This is a genomic window from Chelatococcus asaccharovorans, assembly GCF_003201475.1.
Classification (GTDB): domain Bacteria; phylum Pseudomonadota; class Alphaproteobacteria; order Rhizobiales; family Beijerinckiaceae; genus Chelatococcus; species Chelatococcus asaccharovorans.
On the sequence record NZ_QJJK01000004.1, the window covers coordinates 368339 to 386321 of the forward strand.

Below are 17983 nucleotides of genomic sequence, written 5' to 3' on the forward strand. Positions count from 1 at the left end.
ACCGCCGTTCTGGTATCCGGATGCAGTCTTGAGCCGCCCCATGGGCGGCTCTTTTGCGTCCGGGGCTGATTTCTATCGGCTCGCCGCAACCCCCGGCATTGCCTGCCAGCCGCCGCCCAGCGCCCTGAACAGCCCGACGCTGGCCTGCAGGCGCTGGAGATTCACAACCGCCATCTGGTCTTCGGCCTGAAACAGGGTGCGCTGTGCGTCGAGCAAGGTGATGAGATCCGTGGCGCCGGCGCGGTAGCGGGCGTCGGCGAGCCGGAAGGCGATCTGCGCCTGTCGCTGCTGTTCGGCGACGAAGACAGCCTGCCGGTTGAGCGTTTCGACGGCCTTGAGCGCGACGCTGACGTCGGCGAAGGCAGAGGCGATCACCGCCCGGTAGCTGGCGACGAGCTCCTGCTGGCTGGCGAGCGCCAGATCCCGTTCGGCGATCAGCCGCCCGCCTTCGAAGATCGGCTGCACCAGCCCGGCGGCGAGGCCATAGGAATAGCTGCCGCCGCTGAACAGGGCGGTGAGGGCAGCGCTTGCGAGATTGCTGCTGCCGGTGAGGCTGATGGTCGGGAAAAAGGCGGCGCGGGCCGCCTGCACGTCGGCTCCCGCCGCAGCCAGGCGCTCTTCCGCCGCTTTGATGTCGGGGCGCCGTGTCAGGAGGCCGGATGGAAGGCCGGGCTTGACCTGCGGCGCGCGGATGCCGGAGAGAGAACCGCCGACGACCGTCAACGTGTCGAGGGGCTGATCGAGCAGGACCGCCAGCGCCGAGCGGGCCTCGAACTCCTGCCGTTCGAGCTGGGGCAGCGCGGCCTCCTGGCCAGCGATGACAGCCCGCTGCTGGGCCAGATCGAGATCCGTTCCCGCGCCCGCCCGGACCCGGGCCTCGATCGTGGTGAGCACACTCTGGGCATTGGCGAGGTTGGAGCGGGCAATGCGGAGCCGGTCGCGCAGCGACAGCACGATGAGATAGTTGTTCACCACGTCCGCGGTGATGCTCAGCGCGACGGTGCTCTGGTCCGCGGTGCTGGCACGGAGCAGGGCCTGGGCGGCCGATTCGTTGGCGCGGAGGCGCCCCCAGAGATCGACCTCGTAACTGCCGCCGATGCCCGCTCCGTATGAGCGTGTGACGCTGCTGTTGCCGGCGTTGCCGCGCAGCGCCGCATCGGCGTTGAAACTGATTCGCGGGAACAGCGCCGCGCCGACGATGCGCGTGCGCGCCTCAGCCTGGAGGATGCGCGTCGCGGCGATGGCGATGTCCGTGTTGTTGGCATGGGCGGTGACGACGACCCTGTCGAGCTCGCGGCTGCCGAAGCCGCTCCACCACTCCGGCGCCGGCCAGGTTGGGGCACCGTTGGCCACCGGCGCGCTCCAGCCGCGCGGTTCGGCGACCGCCGGCTTCTCCGCGGGCGTGCCGATGCATCCCGCGAGCGAGGTCATGAGGGCCGCGCCGCAGCCGAAATGGATGATGCGCCTGATCGTCATTCGTTGGCGAGCGCGACGACGGGATCAAGCCGCGAGGCCTTGATCGCCGGGGCGAGACCGAAGAGGAAGCCCGTGCTGACGGCACAACCGAAGGCGAGCAGGACCGGACCGGCGGTGAGCTGCACCGACAGGCCGGTCAGCGTCGTGACCCAGGCCGCAAGGAAGCCGAGCGCGATGCCGGCGATGCCGCCGCAGGCCGATATGACGAAGGCTTCCGTCATGAACTGGCTGAGGATATCGCGCGTCGCGGCACCGGTCGCCATGCGGATGCCGATCTCGCGCGTGCGTTCGGTCACGCTCATCAGCATGACATTCATGACACCGATCCCGCCGACGAGCAGCGATATGGCGGCGATGGAGCCAAGCAGCACTGTCATGGTGTTGGCTGTCGCCGAGACGGTTTCGATCAGTGACGCCATGTTGCGGATCTGGAAATCCTCTCTGCCGTGCCGGTCGGTGAGGAGGGCGCGCACGTCGGTCTCGCTCTGGTCGATCCGGCTTGTGTCCGCGACGGCGACGGTGACCGACTGGACATGGCGCCGGCCGAAGATGCGCAGGCTGCCGGTGGTGATCGGGACGATCATGACGTCGTCCATGTCGCGCCCGCCGGTGTTGGCGCCCTTGGGCGCGAGCACGCCGATGATCTGGAAGGGGACGTTGTTGATGATGATGAACCGCCCGAGCGGGTCCTCGCCGTCGGGAAAGAGAATGGTGGCGACGGTGGTGCCGAGTACGACGACCGCGGCATAGCTCGCCGCATCCTCAGCCGTGAAGAAGGTGCCGCGCGCGATATCCCAGCGCTGGGCGACCGGATAATCCGCGGTCGTGCCGGTGGTCTGGGTGCTGTAGTCCACGCGCCCGCCGCGCACCGTGACGGATGAGGAGATTTCAGGCACGGCGACGACGATATTGTCCAGCTTGGCGATGGCCTCCGCATCCGCGGGTATGAGGCTCGTCACCGATCCGCCCGCGGAGAAGCGCTGGTTCGGCGCGCCCGGCCGCACCAGGAGAAGGTTGCTCCCCATTGCGGAAACGCGCGCAAGCACGTTCTGCTTGGCACCCTCGCCGACAGCCAGCATGGCGATGACCGAGGCGACGCCGATCATGATGCCGAGCAGCGTGAGCACGGTGCGGAACGGGTTTGTGCCGAGCGCGCGCATGGCCATCTTGGCCGCTTCCGCCATCTGGCCGGCCGCATGGCTCATTTCCGGCGCGGGATGGGCGGCAAGGCCGTGAAGCGCCGCATGGTCGAGCGAGGCGAAGTCGTTGCCCGTATCGGACAGGATGCGGCCGTCCTGGATTTCGACGACGCGCCGGGTTTGCGCGGCGACGCTGCGGTCATGGGTGATCAGGATGATGGTGCGGCCTTCGTCGGAAAGGCGTTTCATGAGATCGAGCAACTGCTGGCCGCTCTTGCTGTCCAGCGCGCCGGTCGGTTCGTCCGCGAGGATCACGCGGCCGTCGTTCATGAGGGCGCGGGCGATCGAGACGCGCTGCTGCTGGCCGCCGGAGAGCTGGTTCGGCAGGTGATGCAAGCGTTCGCCAAGCCCGAGGTCCGTCAGGATCGTCTCCGCCGCCTCGTGGCGCTCGGCCGCCGGTCGGCCCGCATAGATCGCCGGTATCTCCACATTCTCGACGGCCGTGGCATTGGCGATGAGGTTGTAGCTCTGGAACACGAAGCCGAATTCGTGCCGGCGAAGCTGGGCGAGCTCATCGCGCGACAGGTCTTCCACGTCGCGTCCGGCGAAGCGGTAGCGGCCGGAGGTGGGCCGGTCGAGACAGCCGAGGATGTTCATCAGGCTCGACTTGCCGGAGCCGGAGGAGCCGACGATGGCCACGAACTCGCCGGGATAGATGGTGAGCGAGATGCCCTTCAGCGCTTCGGCCCGGACCCCACCCTCGGTCACATAGACCTTGGTGATGTCCTCGAGCGCGATCAGGGGCTGAACTATTCCCTCCGGCTTGGCTCGAGGTTGGTGAGGATCGGGCTCGGCGTTCATGGCATGCCCGGGTCAGAAGCGCATGCGGGGCAGGCCGGGGGAACCGCCGGGCCGGTTGCCCTGCGCCGTGCGTGGCTCTGCCGCGCGGTTGCCGATCACCACGCGTTCGCCGGGCGTGATGCCCGAGCGGATTTCAGCCAGAACGCGGTTCGTCACGCCGACTTCGACGGGGCGTGTCTCGATGGCGCCGTCTTCGCCGACGACATCGACGGTCGCCTTCCGCTCGCGGCCGCTGCGTTTCACCGCGGAGAACGGCACGGTCACGACGTCATGGGCTTCCCCCACGACGAAATAGACCTGCGCGGTCATCTGCGTCATCAATTCCTGCTTCGGGTTGGCGACGTCGAACAGGGCCGTGTAGAGCACGACGTTATTGACGACCTCGGGCGTCGGCATGATCTGCCGGAGCCTGCCCGTCCAGCGTCGCTGCGGCGTGCCGAGCGTGTTGAAATAGGCCTTCATGCCGAGCTTGAGCCGCGACACGTCGGCCTCCGACACCTGGGTCCAGATGGTCATGGTCGACAGATCGGCGATGCGCAGGATGATGGGGGCCTGCTGGTTGGTGTTGAGCGTCTGGCCCTTGCGCGCGGTCAGGGACACCACCGTCCCCGCCATGGGCGCATAGATCTTGGTGTAGCCGAGTGTCGCCTCGTCTCCACGGATCGTCGATTCGACCTGGCTGATCTGGGCCTTCAGCATGTCGACCTGCGCGGCGGCCGAGCGCGCCGCGGCATCGGCGCTCTCATAGGCTTCCTCGCTCGTCGCCTTGTCGCGACGGAGCTTGCCCTGCCGCTCAAAGACCAGGCCGGCAAGCGTCGCCTGCGCCTGCCGATCGACGAGCTGGGCCTTGAGGCTCGCGAGCTGGGCGCGCCCGCCCTCCACCCGCGCCACGAGGACCACGGGATCGATTTCGGCCAGCAGGAAATTGTTGGGCACGTCCTGGCCCACCACGACGTGGATCTGCTTGAGCTGGCCTGACACCTGGGCGCCGACATCCACGTAGTCCCGTGGCTGGATGTTCCCCAGGGCCGAGACCGCGTCTTCGATATCGCCGCGCACCGCGAGCGCGGTCACCGGCTCTGCCTGCGCCTCGGCGTCCGAGGCGGTGCGGAAGTAGCCAAGGGCCCCGCCACCGGCGGCGAGGAGGACAATTGCAATGAGGAGAGGGCGCCAGCGCGAACGCCTGCGGCGCTTGACCGGGGCGGGCCGCGCCGTGTCATTCGACGATGGATTGGTGCTCTCGGCCATCAGTTGTCGGATCCGCCGTCTGTCACGTCCACCGGAACATCCCGAAGCTGGGTCAGTCCGTCGGCTGTCTCATTCGACGCGCACAGCCCATGATCTCTGATTGATGAGATATGCCGGCAATATCAATAGCGGCCGATAGGTGCGTACGTCGAAATCGCATTAAATTTTTGTAAACATTACGTGCGGCGCGACCAAGGCGGCGGAAACGCGGCCGCAAAAAGCCTAGGCTTGCGTGCGGATGGCGCCAAAAATTGCCGCCACGCCGGAGGTGACGGCGGCTATGACGAGCACGGCCGTCGGAGCGCCGCTCCCAATGAGGCCGAACACGGCTGCGACGCCGGCGACCCCGAGGGTCTGGCCGACGAGGCGGGCGGATGACTGCATGCCGCTGGCGCTGCCGCTGCGCGACCGCGGGGCGGCCATCACGATGGTCATGTTGTTCGGCGTCTGAAACAGCCCGAATCCGATACCCGCGAAGGCCAGCCGCCAGAGAATATCCGTCGTGGTGGCCGCCGCGGGCAGCATGGCGAGCAGGGCGATACCGAGCGTCATCAGGATGAGGCCCGCCGACGAGACATAGGGTGGGGGGTAACGGTCGGCCAGACGGCCGGCAAGGGGCGCGGTGCAGGCGACCGCCACAGGCCAGGCCGTCATCACGAAACCGGCCTGGATGACTGGCCAGCCGAGGCTGTCCTGCAGATAGAAGGCAAGCGCCAGGAAGGTCATCGCCTGGGTTGCGAAGGATGAGATCGAGGTCAGGATCGACAGGCTGAATATCGGCCGTTTCAAGAGGTCGATCGGCAGGAGCGGGAGCGGAAGCTTGAGCTGCCTGCGCACGAAGAACACGCCGACGACGATGGATACGGCGATTTCCGCGATTGGCAGGGTTCGGTCCGCCGCGCCCCCGATGGTGCTGACGCCACGGACGAACAGGCCGATCACCACCGCATAGAGCAGGGTACTGATCGCATCGAAGGGCCGTCCGGATCGCGGGGTCAGCGGCAGATGGCGCAGCGATGCGGCCAATGCGAAAAGGCCGATCGGAACGTTGAGGAGGAACAGCCAGTGCCACGATGCCACGGAGAGGATGGCGGCGCCGATCGTCGGCCCCGAGGCGATCGACAGAGCGACGACCACCGCCATGCGCCCCGCGCCAAGGCCGAGCAGATGGGGCGGATAGATGAAACGCACCAGGGCGAAATTCACACTCATGACGCCGGCCGCGCCGAGACCCTGGATGGCGCGGCCCACCAGAAGAACCTCGAACGATGGTGCTGCGGCGCACAGCACCGAGGCGAGCGTGAAGATCGTGAGGCCCGCACAGTAGACACGCTTGTAGCCGTGGCTGTCACCCAGGGCGGACAAGGGCAGCAAGGCGATCGTCACCGCGAGCTGGTAGATATTGACGAGCCAGATGGCCTGCGCGGCGGGTACATTAAGGTCGCGCGCCATGTGGGGAAGCGCGATATTGACGGCCGTGCCGTCAATCACCGAGAGGCTCACCGACGCGGCAATGGCGATGAAGGCGAGGTTGCGCGCGGTACGGGGCAGGCCTTCTTCGCTCACGGCCGGCTTCGGTGAATTGGCGGGCGTCGCAACATCATGCCCGGCCGGGGAATCCCCGCTCCGTGGCGTCTCGCCTTTCGCATCCCTATCCGGACACGCGCCGGAGGATGGTCCCGCGTGAGGCCCCCTGGCCTCCTGGCCGTCCCTGGAGCGCTGATCGTCCTTGCCCGCATCGTTGCTGGAAAGCGTCATTCCTGGTCCATAGGGTGTGGCCGCCGTCTCACGAAGCCACTGAAACTCCAATGCGGCTCTATCGTTTTGCGCAATCTGCGACAAGCGCTGATTTCGCATGGCTTCAGCCCATCTCAGGAATGCATGGGCGATGCCTTTATTTTCCGGCTTTCCCGGCCTATAAGGCCGCCACATTTCCTTCATACGGGATCGCAGCACGCGGCCGTTTGCGCCGTGGGCCGATCCGCCAGCCGGAGCAGACCATGGCCGGACATTCACAGTTCAAGAATATCATGCACCGGAAAGGCAAACAGGACGCCGTCCGGTCCAAGCTCTTCTCCAAGCTCGCGCGGGAAATCACCGTATCGGCCAAGCTCGGTCTGCCCGACCCGAACATGAACCCGCGCCTGCGCGCCGCCATCCTGGCCGCCCGCGCCGAGAACATGCCGAAGGACAATATCGAGCGCGCCATCAAGAAGGCGGCCGGCGGCGACGGTGAGAACTACGAGGAAATCCGCTACGAGGGCTATGGCCCCGGCGGCGCGGCGCTCATCGTCGAGGCGATGACGGACAACCGCAACCGCACCGCCTCCGACGTCCGCTCCTATTTCGGCAAGGCCGGCGGGAACCTCGCCGAGACCGGAGCGGTGGCCTTCATGTTCGATCGCGTCGGGCTCATCGAGTTCGATGCGGGCGTCGCTTCCGCGGATGCCATGCTCGAGGCTGCGGTCGATGCCGGTGCTGACGATGTGCTGTCCAGCGAGGACGGGCACGAGGTCTATTGCGAGCAGGGCGCGCTGGCCGAAGTCTCCAAGGTGCTCGAAGGCCATTTCGGCGAGCCGCGCAAGTCCAAGCTCATCTGGAAGCCGCAGACGCCGGTCGCCGTCGACGACGAGACCGCCGAGAAGCTCATGCGCCTGATGGAGACGCTCGAGGACCATGACGACGTGCAGAACGTCTATGGTAATTTCGAGTTCTCGGACGCGTTCCTGGCGAAGCTTGCGGATTCATGAGCATTCCAGCCCGGGGGGCTGGTGTGTTCTTATTTTGTTTCCGCTAAGCTCCCGGCATGGCGATCCGTCCGATTCGAATCCTGGGTATCGATCCCGGCTTGCGCCGCACGGGGTGGGGCGTTGTCGTGGCAGAGGGCTCGCGACTGTCCTTCGTCGCCTGCGGCTGCGTGGAGTCCAACGGCAAGCTGAGCCTGGCGGAGCGTTTGCGCGAGCTGCATATCGGCCTCACGGAGGTGCTGGAGCGCCACGCGCCGCATGAGGTCGCGGTCGAGGAAACCTTCGTCAACAAGGATGCCCAGGCAACCCTGAAGCTCGGGCATGCGCGCGCCATCGCGCTCCTGGTGCCGGCGCTCGCGGATCTGTCTGTCGCTGAATATGCGAGCAATCTCGTCAAGAAGACGGTGGTCGGCGTCGGCCACGCCGAGAAGGCGCAGGTCGGTGCCATGGTGCGCGTGCTCCTGCCGAAGGCCACGCCCAAAACGGCCGACGCCGCCGATGCCCTCGCGGTTGCCATCACGCACGCCCAGCACAGGCAGGCGCGGGCCCTGGCGCGGCGGGTTCTGGAGAGCGCATCATGATCGGACAAGATATTCTGGATCGAATTGTCCGGATTGATGCGGCGGGTGAAATCGGAACGGGCTTATTCCTGAGTTTTTCGGGTCGAGGGTTCATACTCACTGCAAGGCACGTGGTTGCGTATGTGCATAAGACGCAGGCGTTGGATATTGCAGGACGGTTATGGGCTGACAAGATCCCCGTGGTCGCGAAGTTCCAGCGTGAATCTGGCGCTGATATCGCTCTCGTCGAGGTGAAGTGCGAGGCCACTTGGCCAAGTATTTCATTTTCGATAGATCCATCAAAGAGCTTTTATACACAGGACGTTTTCCTGTTTGGCTTCCCCCACGGAGCTCAAATCGAAACGCGAACTCAACGTGGACGCGAGCTCAATCCGTTCTGCAAAAAGGGAATCATCGCGCAACTCGATGGTCACCAATTTTATGTCGATGCCCCAATTGCTAAGGGTTTTTCAGGTGGGCCGGTTTTCTCCATATCCTCGCCTTCATCTTCTGACGGCTCAAATTACAATCTGATTGGGGTGTTGACTCACGATTGCCCAAAAGAATGTGGGTTTTCGTCAGCTTATAGCTCTGCTCTCGTTCGAGAGCTCCTTGAGGAGGCTCTCGCGTCATGATCGGCAAGTTGAAGGGGCTCGTCGATTCCTATGGCGAGGATTTCGTCATCATCGACGTGGGGGGTGTCGGCTATGTCGTGCATTGCTCGACGCGCACCCTGCAGAATCTGCCGCCGGCGGGAGAGGCCGCAACGCTCGCCATCGAAACCCACGTCCGCGAGGACATGATCCGGCTCTACGGGTTCCGTTCGGACGCCGAGCGGGAGTGGTTTCGCATCCTGCAGACGGTCCAGGGCGTCGGTGCCAAGGTGGCGCTCGCCATCCTGTCCGTGCTCGATCCCGGCGCGCTCGGCACGGCCATTGCCATGGCGGACAAGACGGCGGTGGCGCGGGCGCCCGGCGTCGGCCCGAAGCTTGCCGCCCGCCTCGTCGCGGAGCTGAAGGACAAGGCGCCGGCCTTCGGCGCCGTCGATCCGATCGTCGCGAGCCTCGCCGTTGCCGTCGAGGATCGGCGCGCGCCGCAGCCGGCGGCGGATGCCATCTCGGCGCTGGTCAATCTCGGCTATGGCCAGCCGCAAGCGGCGGCGGCTATCGCGGCAGCCATGCGGCAGGGCGGCGACGATGCGCCGACCGCCACCCTGATCCGCCTTGGCTTGAAAGAACTAGCGCGATGATGGGGGGAATCGACGCCGGGGCTGTCTTGTTTCATCGCCCGGCAGGCGCATGCCGGGCGGGAGGTCCTTGGCTGACGGAAGGTCCTTGGCTGAAGGAAACGGCCGGGCAGGGGCAGAAGAGGGCGTATCCGGCGGAGAGAGCGACCGTGGGCCTTTCGTGTCCGGACAATGTCCCGGCATCCAACGCTCGCATTCGCCCGCTCGCCCATCATAGGGGACCGGAGGGGTGGTTTCCGGCCCGGACTGACGCCGAAAGTCCGCGGAAACGGCGTAAGGCCATGCCACTGCAAGCACGAGCCACACGCCGGCAAGCCTCACTCGATGCGTTCTGCACAGCATGATAATCCTGGATTTCATAGAGGGGACGACAAGAGCTATAGGGCTGTGGACCGGCGCAGGCGTCGCAACGCGACGCGACCCGTTGGCATCAGCTGCCGGGCAAAGCGTGCGGTGATGCGATCAAATTTCCATGTCTTTGCCGAAACGGCCGGTTTCGGGCTCTTCAGCGCACGGGTCAGGAGTGCCTTACGGTGACAACACCTTCCCGCCTTGTGACCGCCGAGAAGCGTGACGACGACCAGGAGATGTCGCTGCGCCCGCTGGCGCTGGGTGAATTCATCGGCCAGGCGGCGGCGCGCGCCAATCTTGGCGTGTTCATCGAAGCGGCCAAGACGCGCGGCGATGCGCTCGACCATGTGCTGTTCGTGGGGCCGCCGGGCCTCGGCAAGACGACGCTGGCGCAGATCGTCGCGCGGGAGCTCGGCGTCAATTTCCGCTCGACCTCCGGCCCCGTGATCGCCAAGGCCGGCGATCTCGCGGCGCAGCTCACCAATCTGGAAGAGCGCGACGTGCTCTTCATCGACGAGATTCACCGCCTCAACCCGGCGGTCGAAGAAATCCTCTATCCCGCGATGGAGGATTACCAGCTCGACCTCATCATCGGCGAGGGGCCGGCGGCGCGTTCAGTCAAGATCGACCTGCCGAAATTCACGCTCGTCGGCGCCACGACGCGCCAGGGCCTCCTGACGACGCCGCTGCGCGATCGTTTCGGCATTCCCATCCGCCTGCAGTTCTACACGGTGGAGGAACTGGAGCTCATCGTGACACGCGGGGCGCGGGTGCTCGGCATCGGCATGAGCGCTGACGGTGCCAACGAGATCGCCCGCCGCGCGCGCGGCACGCCGCGCATCGCTGGCCGCCTTCTCAGGCGCGTGCGCGACTTCGCGCTGGTCGACGGCGATGCCACGGTCACGCGCAGCGTCGCCGACAAGGCGCTCAGCCTGCTCGACGTCGACGGGGTCGGGCTCGACCTCATGGACCGGCGCTATCTCACGATGATCGCCACCTCCTTCGGCGGCGGCCCGGTGGGTATCGAGACGATCGCGGCCGCCCTGTCGGAGCCGCGGGATGCGATCGAGGAGATCATCGAGCCCTTTCTCATCCAGAAAGGCTTCGTGCAGCGCACCCCGCGCGGGCGCATGTTGACGCCCCATGCCTTCCGCCATCTCGGCTTGGCCGAGCCCTCGCGGGAGGGCCCGCAGATGCCGCTGTTCGACGAAGGCGATTGAGCCTGTCGACGGCCGCGCTTCCGTCATGTAAAGCCTCATCACATGAGCGGGTCCAAAAAGGCATGAGCTGGTCCAAGAAGGATGGTCCGCGCGGCTATCATCACGGCAACCTCCGGGAGGCCCTGATGCAGGCGGCGCTCGACCTGATCAACGAGAAAGGCACGGCGGGCGCGACCTTCGCCGAGGCGGCGCGGCGCGCGGGCGTCAGTCCGGCTGCGCCGTATCGCCATTTCCGTGACCGGGACGAGCTTCTGGCCGCCGTCGCCGCCTCTGGATTCGCGCAGTTTGCCGAGGCGCTCCAGACGGCGTGGAGCGACGGCGGCCCCCAGCCTGCCCAGGCCTTCGAGCGCATGGGTAAGGCTTACCTCGCCTTTGCCCGGGATAATCCGGCGCTCTATGTGGCCATGTTCGAATCCGGCCTGCCCGCGGACGCCAGTGCCGAGCTCCAGCAGGCGGCCGAACGTGCCTTCGGCGTGTTGCGCCAGGGCGCCGAGGTGCTCGTCGCTGCGATGCCGTCGCCGGGGCGTCCGCCCGCGCTCATGGTCGCGCTGCACATCTGGTCCATGGCGCATGGGGTGGCGAGCCTGTTCGGCCGGGCCGATGCCGCGCGGCGCAAGCTGCCGATGGCGCCGGAGGACCTTTTGGAGGCAGGATTTCTTATCTATCTCAAGGGATTGGGCGGGGCGCCGCAGTCGGGTTGATCGACGTCAAAGGCCAGGCGAATGGCGCTGGCTTGGTCTCTCCCCGGCAGCGGGCGCGATCGGCGGCTTTGCTGCCCGGTGAGGGGTCTGCCCGGCCCTGATCTCTGCCAGCCAACCCTCACCCTGTCCCTCTCCCGACCGGGAGAGGGAACGCCAACGCCGGCCAGCCCTTGACCGCCATATTTCGCGCATGATCCCGACATCGTGTCGGACGTTTCGGCGCCTATCGTCGCCAAGGTCGCCGGCTTGCGCGCCGCATCGCTGACGGGCGCCTCCCGTCACGTGGCGCGTGGCAGCGACACCGGACGCCGTTGGTTTCTGCGATTTTTCAATGCCCATTATTGACAGAACGGCCAACCCGATCTAACTATGTAAATGTGATTAACATTCACAGAGGACGGACGGTGATGCAGCTCGCAGCGAAGCTGGATGAATTTGGCAAACCGGCCTGGATCGCCCTCATGGTGCTCGGCTTCATTGCCTGGTGGCCTTTGGGCCTGGCGGTCCTCGCCTTCTCGATATGGAGTGGACGTATGGGACGCGGTAGCAGGTGCGGTGGTTTTGGCCCTTGGGCGTTCCGCCGGGATGATGGGCAGCGCTGGGGCGGCCGGTGGGGCGGCCCGCCGTCGAGCGGCAACCGCGCCTTCGACGAGTATCGCGAGGAAACGCTGCGCCGGCTGGAAGACGAACAGCGCGAATTCCGCGACTTCCTCGAGCGCCTGAGGCTCGCCAAGGACAAGGCCGAGTTCGACCAGTTCATGGCGGACCGGCGCAACCGCCCGCAGACGCCGCCTTCGCAGCCGGAATCGCAGGCTTGATCTCGACGCCTGCCGGCCCGGGCGGGTGGCCTGATGGGACCCGTTCCCACAAAGACAACGCCGCGCTCGTCAGAGCGCGGCTTTTTTTTGCCCGGGTGGCTCCCCGTCCTTCACGCGCGATAGGCGATGAGGACCGCGCCCGCTGCAATCATGACGACGCCGAGCCAGTTGGTGCCGGACAGTTTCTCGCCGAGGAACAGGACGCCGAAAATCGCGACGAGGACCACGCTCATCTTGTCGAGGGGAGCGACGCGTGCGGCGTCGCCGAGCTTCAGCGCGCGGAAGTAGCATAGCCAGGAGGCGCCGGTCGCCAGGCCCGAGAGGGCGAGGAAGACATAAGTTCGGGCGGGAACCGAGCCGGGCGACTGCCATTGACCGGTCGCCATCAGCAAGGCCGCGACCGTGATGAGGATGACGATGGTACGGATGAAGGTGGCATAGTCGGAATTTACCTCGCTCACGCCGATCTTGGCGAGGATGGCGGTTGCGGCTGCGAAGGCGGCGGACATCAGCGCCCAGAACTGCCAGGTGAGAACGAAGGGTTTCATGAGGTGAAGGGTCCCATGAGGTTAGGGGTCCCATGAGGTTAAGGGGACCATGAGGTTAAGGGGGCCATGGGTTCGATGGGCCTCTGGTGTGATCCCGCCGAAATTCGTATCACCGGTTCCGGGCCAGCGGCAGACGAGCCGCCGCATTCGGGGCGCCCTGCCCGGACGCGTGGCCGCGATGTCAAAAGCGCCAGATCAGGTTTTGGATATCCGATGAGTGAAACGCAACGCACCGATTTTTCCTACCTCGCCGGCCAGTTGAGCGACGGTGTTCATCGCCTGCCCGTGCGCATCTACTACGAGGATACGGATTTCTCGGGCATCGTCTATCATGCCGGATATTTGCGTTTTCTGGAGCGCGGACGGACGGATTTCCTGCGGCTCGCGGGCGTCGACCAGTCCGTGCTCCACGACGAAGGGCAGGGCCTGGCCTTCGCCGTGCGCCGCATGACGATCGACTTCATCCGTCCGGCGCGTATGGACGACGTGGTCGAAGTGGAAACGCGCATGGCCGAGGTGCGCGGTGCCTCGCTCGTCATCGCCCAGGCCATCACGCGCGGCAATGACGTGATCGTGACGGCAGATGTACGTGTCGCGCTTATCCGGGGCGGCGCGCCCGCCCGCATTCCCGAGGCCCTGCGCCGCATTCTGAGCGGCGGCAACACGCCCTGATCGCAGGTGTCTTATGTCCAAGGGGCGTCGTCGCCGTGTCTACCGCCGGTCGGGGAAGCGGCCTCGGGTGCCGCGGGCCGTTCGACCAGGACTTGATCATCACGGCCGTTGCTAACTGCAAATTAACCTTATCTCATGCTTAACTCATCGGGAGGGCGCGAGAGGGGGCTGCCTTGGCTATCCCTTTGCAGCGCCCTCATTTCGACAGATTCCGGGGCGAGTGAGGGGTACGCGGATCATCCCATATTTCACAAGCCGTTCGACCGTGGTGACTTGACACGCGCCGAAGAGGATGGGCCCGCGCATTGAAGGAGTAGCCGATGAATCCGGCCGAGGTTACCCAGGCGGCACTGCCCCATGCGGGCGGTGGTTCGTTGCTGGAGTTGTTCTGGCAGGCGCACATCGTTGTCAAACTGGTGATGCTGGGGCTGATCGCCGCTTCGGTGTGGTGCTGGGCCATCATCGTCGATAAATCGCTCCTTTATGCGCGCACGCGCCGCGCCATGGACCGCTTCGAAGAGGTGTTCTGGTCGGGCCAATCGCTCGACGAACTCTACCGTTCGCTGCACAACCGCCCGACCCAGGGGCTGGCGACCTTGTTCACGGCCGCAATGCGCGAATGGAAACGCTCCTTCGAAGGGGGCGGACGCTCGATGGCGAGCCTGTCCCAGCGCATCGACAAGGTGCTCGATGTGTCCATCCAGCGGGAAACCGAGCGCCTGGAAGCGCGCCTGCTCGTTCTGGCCACGGTCGGGGCTTCAGCACCGTTCATCGGGCTTTTCGGCACGGTCTGGGGCATCATGACGGCCTTCCAGTCGATCGCCGCGTCCAAGAACACGAGCCTTGCGGTCGTCGCGCCGGGCATCGCCGAGGCCTTGTTCGCCACGGCGATCGGACTGTTCGCCGCCATCCCGGCCGTCATCGCCTACAACAAGCTGCAGGCGGAGGCCGCCAAGGCGCAGGGGCGCATGGAGACCTTCGCGGACGAGTTTTCGGCCATTCTGTCACGGCAGATCGACGAGCGGGTCGCCGCCTGACGGCGCGCATGGGGAGCGGACAGCATGGGCATGTCTCTCGGAGCATCGGCCGGTGGCGGCGGCGGGCGGCGCAGGCGGCGGCGCAAGCATGCGGCCATGGCCGACATCAACATGACGCCGTTCATCGACGTCATGCTCGTGTTGCTGATCATCTTCATGGTTGCGGCACCGCTGTTGACGGCCGGTGTGCCGCTGGACCTGCCGCAGACATCGGCCAAGCCGATCAATGTCGACCAGAAGCCCTTGACGGTCTCCATCAATGCGCAGGGGCGCGTCTATCTCAACGAGGACGAGGTGCAACCCGCCGATGTGGTGGCGCGCCTCAAAGCCCAGGCCCAGGAGGGGATGGATCAGCGCATTTACGTGCGCGGCGCCAAGAGCGTGAATTACGGCCGCGTTGCCGAGGTCATGTCCCTGATCACGGCGGCCGGCTTCAAGAAAGTTGCCCTGATCACCGAACCGGACCAGCAAAGCTGATATCGTGACTGTGAAATCGGCCATCCTGCGTTTTGTGAAGCGTGAACCCGGGCTTGTCGCATCAGGCACCGGGCATGCGGCGATTCTCGTCGCCGGGCTGGTCGCCTTTTCGTCGGCCACGCCTTTCGCGGACCAGCAGGAGTCGGTTGCCGTCGAGCTGATGTCGGCGAGTGAGTTCGGCGCCATGATGCGCGGCGACAAATCGGCGAAGGAGGTCAAGCCCGACCCCAAGCCCCGCGCCGACAAGGTCGCCGAGGTGGCCGAGGAGAAGCCCGTGCCGGGCGAGGCTGCGCGTGATGTTCCGGCGCCGCCATCGCGGCCGCAGGTCTTGCCGGATCCCAAGGCCGTCGAGACGCCGCCGCCTCCGCAGCAGCAGGCAAAGGTGGAGCCGACGCCCGAACCGCCCAAGGTCGAGCCGCCCAAGGTCGAGCCGCCGAAGCCGATGCCCAAGCCCGAGCCGGTCAAGGCGGAGCCACCCAAGCCGGAGCCGGTGAAGGAAGCGGAGCCGAAGCCGGAACCGCCGAAACGGCCGGAGCCGCCGAAGCAGGCCGAGACGAAGCCTGAGCCGCCGAAGCCGGAGCCGAAGAAGGTCGAGGCGCCCAAGCCGGAGCCGCAGAAGCCCGAGCCGAAGAAGCAGGAGCCACCGAAGCAGGACTTGGCCAAGCTCATCGAGAGCAGCGAGCCGAAGGCCAAGCCTCAGCCGGCGAAGCCCGCCGAGCAGGCGAGCAGCAAATTCAACCCGAGCGACATCCAGAAGCTTTTGCAAAGCAAGGAGAAAGCTCAGAATGCGGCATCGACCGGTCACGAGGTGAGCCGTACGGCGTCGGCCGGCACGCGCACGGGGGCCGGCACGAGCAATACCAACGCGCCGAAGCTCTCGATGGCCCAGAGGGATGCCATCGGCCGGTTGCTGAAGGAACAGATTCAGCGGTGCTTCTCGGCGCCGCCCGGCGTGGAGCAGGTCAAGACCTCGCCCATCGTTCGCGTGGAATTGAGCGCGGATGGTTCGCTGGCGGCTTCACCCAAGGTGGCTAACTCATCTGACGACCCGGGCTTTCGGTCCTATGCCGAGAGCCTGCGCCGGGCCATCCTGCGCTGCGCGCCTTATCATATCCCCGCTCAGTATGCGCCTTTCATGAATGACTGGCGCGATCTCAATATCGTCGCCGACCCTCAGGACTTCTTAGGCTGATGCGCATTTTCTCCTTTCTTCATCCGATGCCTGAACGAGGTATCGCCATCGATACCGGCTTTTTGGGCCGGGACCGTCTTGGCCTCACCCTCGGCGACGCGGGTTCGCTCGCGGCTGTCGTCTGGAGGGCGCTGCAACGTGGCCGGCGGGAACTCGCGTGTGGGCGGCATCTCGCCCTGCGGGCGATGGCCATCGGCGCGGCTGCGTTTCTCGCTGCCGCGGTGGTCGGGCCGGCCCATGCCGAGATCACCATCCGGCTCGATCGGGCCAATTTCGAGCCGCTGCCCGTGGCGATCACGGATTTCGTCGGTGATGGCGATCTTGGCGCAAAGATCGCGGGCGTGATTGCCGCCAATCTCAAGCGCTGCGGTTATTTCGTCCCGATCGATCGCCAGAGCATGCCCGCGAGCGTGGCCGGCTTCGACGCGGTGCCCCAGTTCCAGGCCTGGCAGGCGCTGAACGTGCAGGGCCTCGTGACCGGCCGTGTCACGCGCGAGGGGTCTGGTCGCCTCAAGGTTGAGTTCCGCCTGTGGGATGTTCCGGCCGGGCAACAGCTCACCGGCCAGCAGTATTTCACCGACCCCGCCAACTGGCGCCGCATCGCGCATATCATCTCGGACGCGGTGTTCACACGGTTAACCGGCCTCAAGGGCATGTTCGACACCAAAGTGGTGTTCGTCGACGAGTCCGGTTCGAAGGAAAACCGCCGCAAGCGTCTTGCCGTGATGGATCAGGACGGCGCCAATGTCCGTTTCCTCACGCGCGGCGAGGATCTGGTCGTCACGCCGCGCTTCTCGCCGACGAGTTCCGAGATCGCCTATATGGCCCAGCGCCGCGGAGCCCAGCCGCATATCCAGTTGCTCAATCTGGACACCAACCAGCGCGAGATGGTGGGGAATTTCCCCGACATGACGTCGAGCCCGCGGTTCTCGCCGGACGGGAGCCGGCTGCTGCTCAGCCTGCAGCAGGGCGGTAACGCCAATATCTATGTGATGGACCTGCGCTCGCGCACGACCACCCGCTTGACGTCCACCAACGCCATCGATACGAGCCCGTCCTTCTCGCCGGATGGTTCACAGATCGTCTTCGAATCGGACCGTGGCGGCCAGCCGCAGCTGTATGTGATGCCGGCTTCCGGCGGGGAGGCGCGGCGCATCTCCTTCGGCCAGGGCACCTATGGCCAGCCCGTCTGGTCACCGCGCGGCGACTATATCGCCTTCACGCGTCAGAGCGGCGGGCGTTTCGGCATCGGCATCATGAAGCCGGATGGATCGGGCGAGCGCATCCTGACGGAAGGCTTCCACAACGAAGGCCCGAGCTGGGCGCCGAACGGCCAGTTCCTGATGTTGTGGCGTGATGGCGGCGGTGCCAATGGCGGCCGGCTCTTCATGGTCGACATTACCGGGCGGGTAGACGTGCCGGTGCCGACCCCGTCCTTCGCCTCTGATCCTGCCTGGTCGTCCGTTCTCACGGAAATTCGCTGACGTCCATGCCCGCCCGACGGCGCTGCCACTGGCGCGGCGCCGCAAGGCTCGGGCCAGTCTTCACCGGCCGTTAACCCTGTTTTACCTTTTGGTCTTGAAACGAGCCGGAGGCTCGCCGCGTCAAGGACCCGTCAAGGTTGACGGATCATGAATTGTAACAAACCGAGCGGTTCCTCTGCCCCGCACTCTCCGGCCGGATGTTTCAG

17 protein-coding genes are annotated in these 17983 nt (G+C 65.8%); 12 read left to right on the forward strand and 5 right to left on the reverse strand.

Annotated features, from left to right (window positions below; translation table 11 throughout):
- Positions 1-72 precede the first annotated feature (72 nt).
- The 4 genes from C7450_RS11635 to C7450_RS11650 form a co-directional block, all read right to left on the reverse strand.
- On the reverse strand, positions 73-1476 hold the full coding sequence (locus C7450_RS11635; RefSeq protein WP_110374602.1) for an efflux transporter outer membrane subunit: 1404 nt from the start codon (positions 1474-1476) through the stop codon (positions 73-75).
- On the reverse strand, positions 1473-3476 hold the full coding sequence (locus tag C7450_RS11640) for a MacB family efflux pump subunit (RefSeq protein WP_110374603.1): 2004 nt from the start codon (positions 3474-3476) through the stop codon (positions 1473-1475). Before C7450_RS11640 ends, C7450_RS11635 begins: the two co-directional genes overlap by 4 nt.
- A 12-nt stretch (positions 3477-3488) precedes the next feature.
- Entirely contained in the window at positions 3489-4724 is a 1236-nt protein-coding gene (locus tag C7450_RS11645; protein ID WP_110374604.1) for an efflux RND transporter periplasmic adaptor subunit, read from the reverse strand.
- A 222-nt stretch (positions 4725-4946) separates the two neighbouring features.
- The gene (locus C7450_RS11650; protein ID WP_170147212.1) at positions 4947-6290 is read right to left on the reverse strand and encodes an MFS transporter; all 1344 of its coding nucleotides are present in this window, start codon (positions 6288-6290) and stop codon (positions 4947-4949) included.
- A 434-nt stretch (positions 6291-6724) separates the two neighbouring features.
- Here C7450_RS11650 and C7450_RS11655 point away from each other — a divergent pair, with 434 nt between their 5' ends.
- The 7 genes from C7450_RS11655 (at position 6725) to C7450_RS11685 (ending at position 12367) form a co-directional block, all read left to right on the forward strand.
- Positions 6725-7474 carry a YebC/PmpR family DNA-binding transcriptional regulator gene (locus C7450_RS11655; RefSeq protein WP_110374734.1) on the forward strand — a complete coding sequence of 250 codons (750 nt, stop codon included), beginning with the start codon at positions 6725-6727 and terminating at the stop codon, positions 7472-7474.
- A 56-nt stretch (positions 7475-7530) separates the two neighbouring features.
- Positions 7531-8052 carry a crossover junction endodeoxyribonuclease RuvC gene (gene ruvC / locus C7450_RS11660; RefSeq protein WP_110374606.1) on the forward strand — a complete coding sequence of 174 codons (522 nt, stop codon included), beginning with the start codon at positions 7531-7533 and terminating at the stop codon, positions 8050-8052.
- A complete protein-coding gene (locus C7450_RS11665) occupies positions 8049-8666 on the forward strand; it encodes a S1 family peptidase (RefSeq protein ID WP_110374607.1) in 618 nt (205 codons plus the stop codon). The genes ruvC and C7450_RS11665 overlap by 4 nt, the downstream gene beginning before the upstream one ends.
- A complete protein-coding gene (ruvA, locus tag C7450_RS11670; RefSeq protein WP_110374608.1) occupies positions 8663-9280 on the forward strand; it encodes a Holliday junction branch migration protein RuvA in 618 nt (205 codons plus the stop codon). Before C7450_RS11665 ends, ruvA begins: the two co-directional genes overlap by 4 nt.
- Positions 9281-9810: 530 nt before the next feature.
- Positions 9811-10848: a Holliday junction branch migration DNA helicase RuvB gene (ruvB, locus tag C7450_RS11675; protein ID WP_110374609.1), complete on the forward strand. Its 1038-nt coding sequence runs from the start codon at positions 9811-9813 to the stop codon at positions 10846-10848.
- Positions 10849-10910: 62 nt separating this feature from the next.
- Positions 10911-11549 (forward strand): TetR/AcrR family transcriptional regulator, encoded by a 639-nt coding sequence (locus C7450_RS11680; protein WP_110374610.1) that lies wholly within the window; start codon positions 10911-10913, stop codon positions 11547-11549.
- A 407-nt stretch (positions 11550-11956) separates the two neighbouring features.
- Positions 11957-12367, forward strand: a complete 411-nt coding sequence (locus tag C7450_RS11685; RefSeq protein ID WP_110374611.1) for a DUF2852 domain-containing protein — start codon at positions 11957-11959, stop codon at positions 12365-12367.
- 110 nt (positions 12368-12477) lie between these two features.
- Here the strand turns inward: C7450_RS11685 and C7450_RS11690 are convergent, their stop codons facing one another.
- Positions 12478-12915: an EamA family transporter gene (locus C7450_RS11690; RefSeq protein WP_110374612.1), complete on the reverse strand. Its 438-nt coding sequence runs from the start codon at positions 12913-12915 to the stop codon at positions 12478-12480.
- Between the two features lie 213 nt (positions 12916-13128).
- On the opposite strand from C7450_RS11690, the gene ybgC reads away from it, so the two are divergent.
- The 5 genes from ybgC (at position 13129) to tolB (ending at position 17777) form a co-directional block, all read left to right on the forward strand.
- Positions 13129-13587 carry a tol-pal system-associated acyl-CoA thioesterase gene (ybgC, locus tag C7450_RS11695; RefSeq protein ID WP_110374613.1) on the forward strand — a complete coding sequence of 153 codons (459 nt, stop codon included), beginning with the start codon at positions 13129-13131 and terminating at the stop codon, positions 13585-13587.
- Positions 13588-13907: 320 nt separating this feature from the next.
- On the forward strand, positions 13908-14624 hold the full coding sequence (gene tolQ, locus C7450_RS11700; RefSeq protein ID WP_110374614.1) for a protein TolQ: 717 nt from the start codon (positions 13908-13910) through the stop codon (positions 14622-14624).
- 24 nt (positions 14625-14648) lie between these two features.
- Positions 14649-15101 (forward strand): protein TolR, encoded by a 453-nt coding sequence (gene tolR, locus C7450_RS11705; RefSeq protein ID WP_110374615.1) that lies wholly within the window; start codon positions 14649-14651, stop codon positions 15099-15101.
- Between the two features lie 4 nt (positions 15102-15105).
- Positions 15106-16293, forward strand: a complete 1188-nt coding sequence (locus C7450_RS11710; protein ID WP_146227330.1) for a hypothetical protein — start codon at positions 15106-15108, stop codon at positions 16291-16293.
- A 185-nt stretch (positions 16294-16478) separates the two neighbouring features.
- The gene (gene tolB, locus C7450_RS11715; RefSeq protein ID WP_110374735.1) at positions 16479-17777 is read left to right on the forward strand and encodes a Tol-Pal system beta propeller repeat protein TolB; all 1299 of its coding nucleotides are present in this window, start codon (positions 16479-16481) and stop codon (positions 17775-17777) included.
- The last annotated feature ends 206 nt before the right edge of the window (positions 17778-17983 follow it).

Bases quoted from the DNA above. Each gene is read 5' to 3' on its own strand.
- C7450_RS11680 (WP_110374610.1), top strand. From the start codon at position 10,911: ATGAGCTGGTCCAAGAAGGATGGTCCGCGCGGCTATCATCACGGCAAC.
- C7450_RS11655 (WP_110374734.1), top strand. From the start codon at position 6,725: ATGGCCGGACATTCACAGTTCAAGAATATCATGCACCGGAAAGGCAAA.
- tolB (WP_110374735.1), top strand. From the start codon at position 16,479: ATGGCCATCGGCGCGGCTGCGTTTCTCGCTGCCGCGGTGGTCGGGCCG.
- C7450_RS11640 (WP_110374603.1), bottom strand. From the start codon at position 3,476: ATGAACGCCGAGCCCGATCCTCACCAACCTCGAGCCAAGCCGGAGGGA.
- C7450_RS11665 (WP_110374607.1), top strand. From the start codon at position 8,049: ATGATCGGACAAGATATTCTGGATCGAATTGTCCGGATTGATGCGGCG.
- C7450_RS11645 (WP_110374604.1), bottom strand. From the start codon at position 4,724: ATGGCCGAGAGCACCAATCCATCGTCGAATGACACGGCGCGGCCCGCC.
- C7450_RS11690 (WP_110374612.1), bottom strand. From the start codon at position 12,915: ATGAAACCCTTCGTTCTCACCTGGCAGTTCTGGGCGCTGATGTCCGCC.
- C7450_RS11635 (WP_110374602.1), bottom strand. From the start codon at position 1,476: ATGACGATCAGGCGCATCATCCATTTCGGCTGCGGCGCGGCCCTCATG.
- ruvC (WP_110374606.1), top strand. From the start codon at position 7,531: ATGGCGATCCGTCCGATTCGAATCCTGGGTATCGATCCCGGCTTGCGC.
- tolQ (WP_110374614.1), top strand. From the start codon at position 13,908: ATGAATCCGGCCGAGGTTACCCAGGCGGCACTGCCCCATGCGGGCGGT.
- C7450_RS11685 (WP_110374611.1), top strand. From the start codon at position 11,957: ATGCAGCTCGCAGCGAAGCTGGATGAATTTGGCAAACCGGCCTGGATC.
- tolR (WP_110374615.1), top strand. From the start codon at position 14,649: ATGGGCATGTCTCTCGGAGCATCGGCCGGTGGCGGCGGCGGGCGGCGC.
- ybgC (WP_110374613.1), top strand. From the start codon at position 13,129: ATGAGTGAAACGCAACGCACCGATTTTTCCTACCTCGCCGGCCAGTTG.
- ruvA (WP_110374608.1), top strand. From the start codon at position 8,663: ATGATCGGCAAGTTGAAGGGGCTCGTCGATTCCTATGGCGAGGATTTC.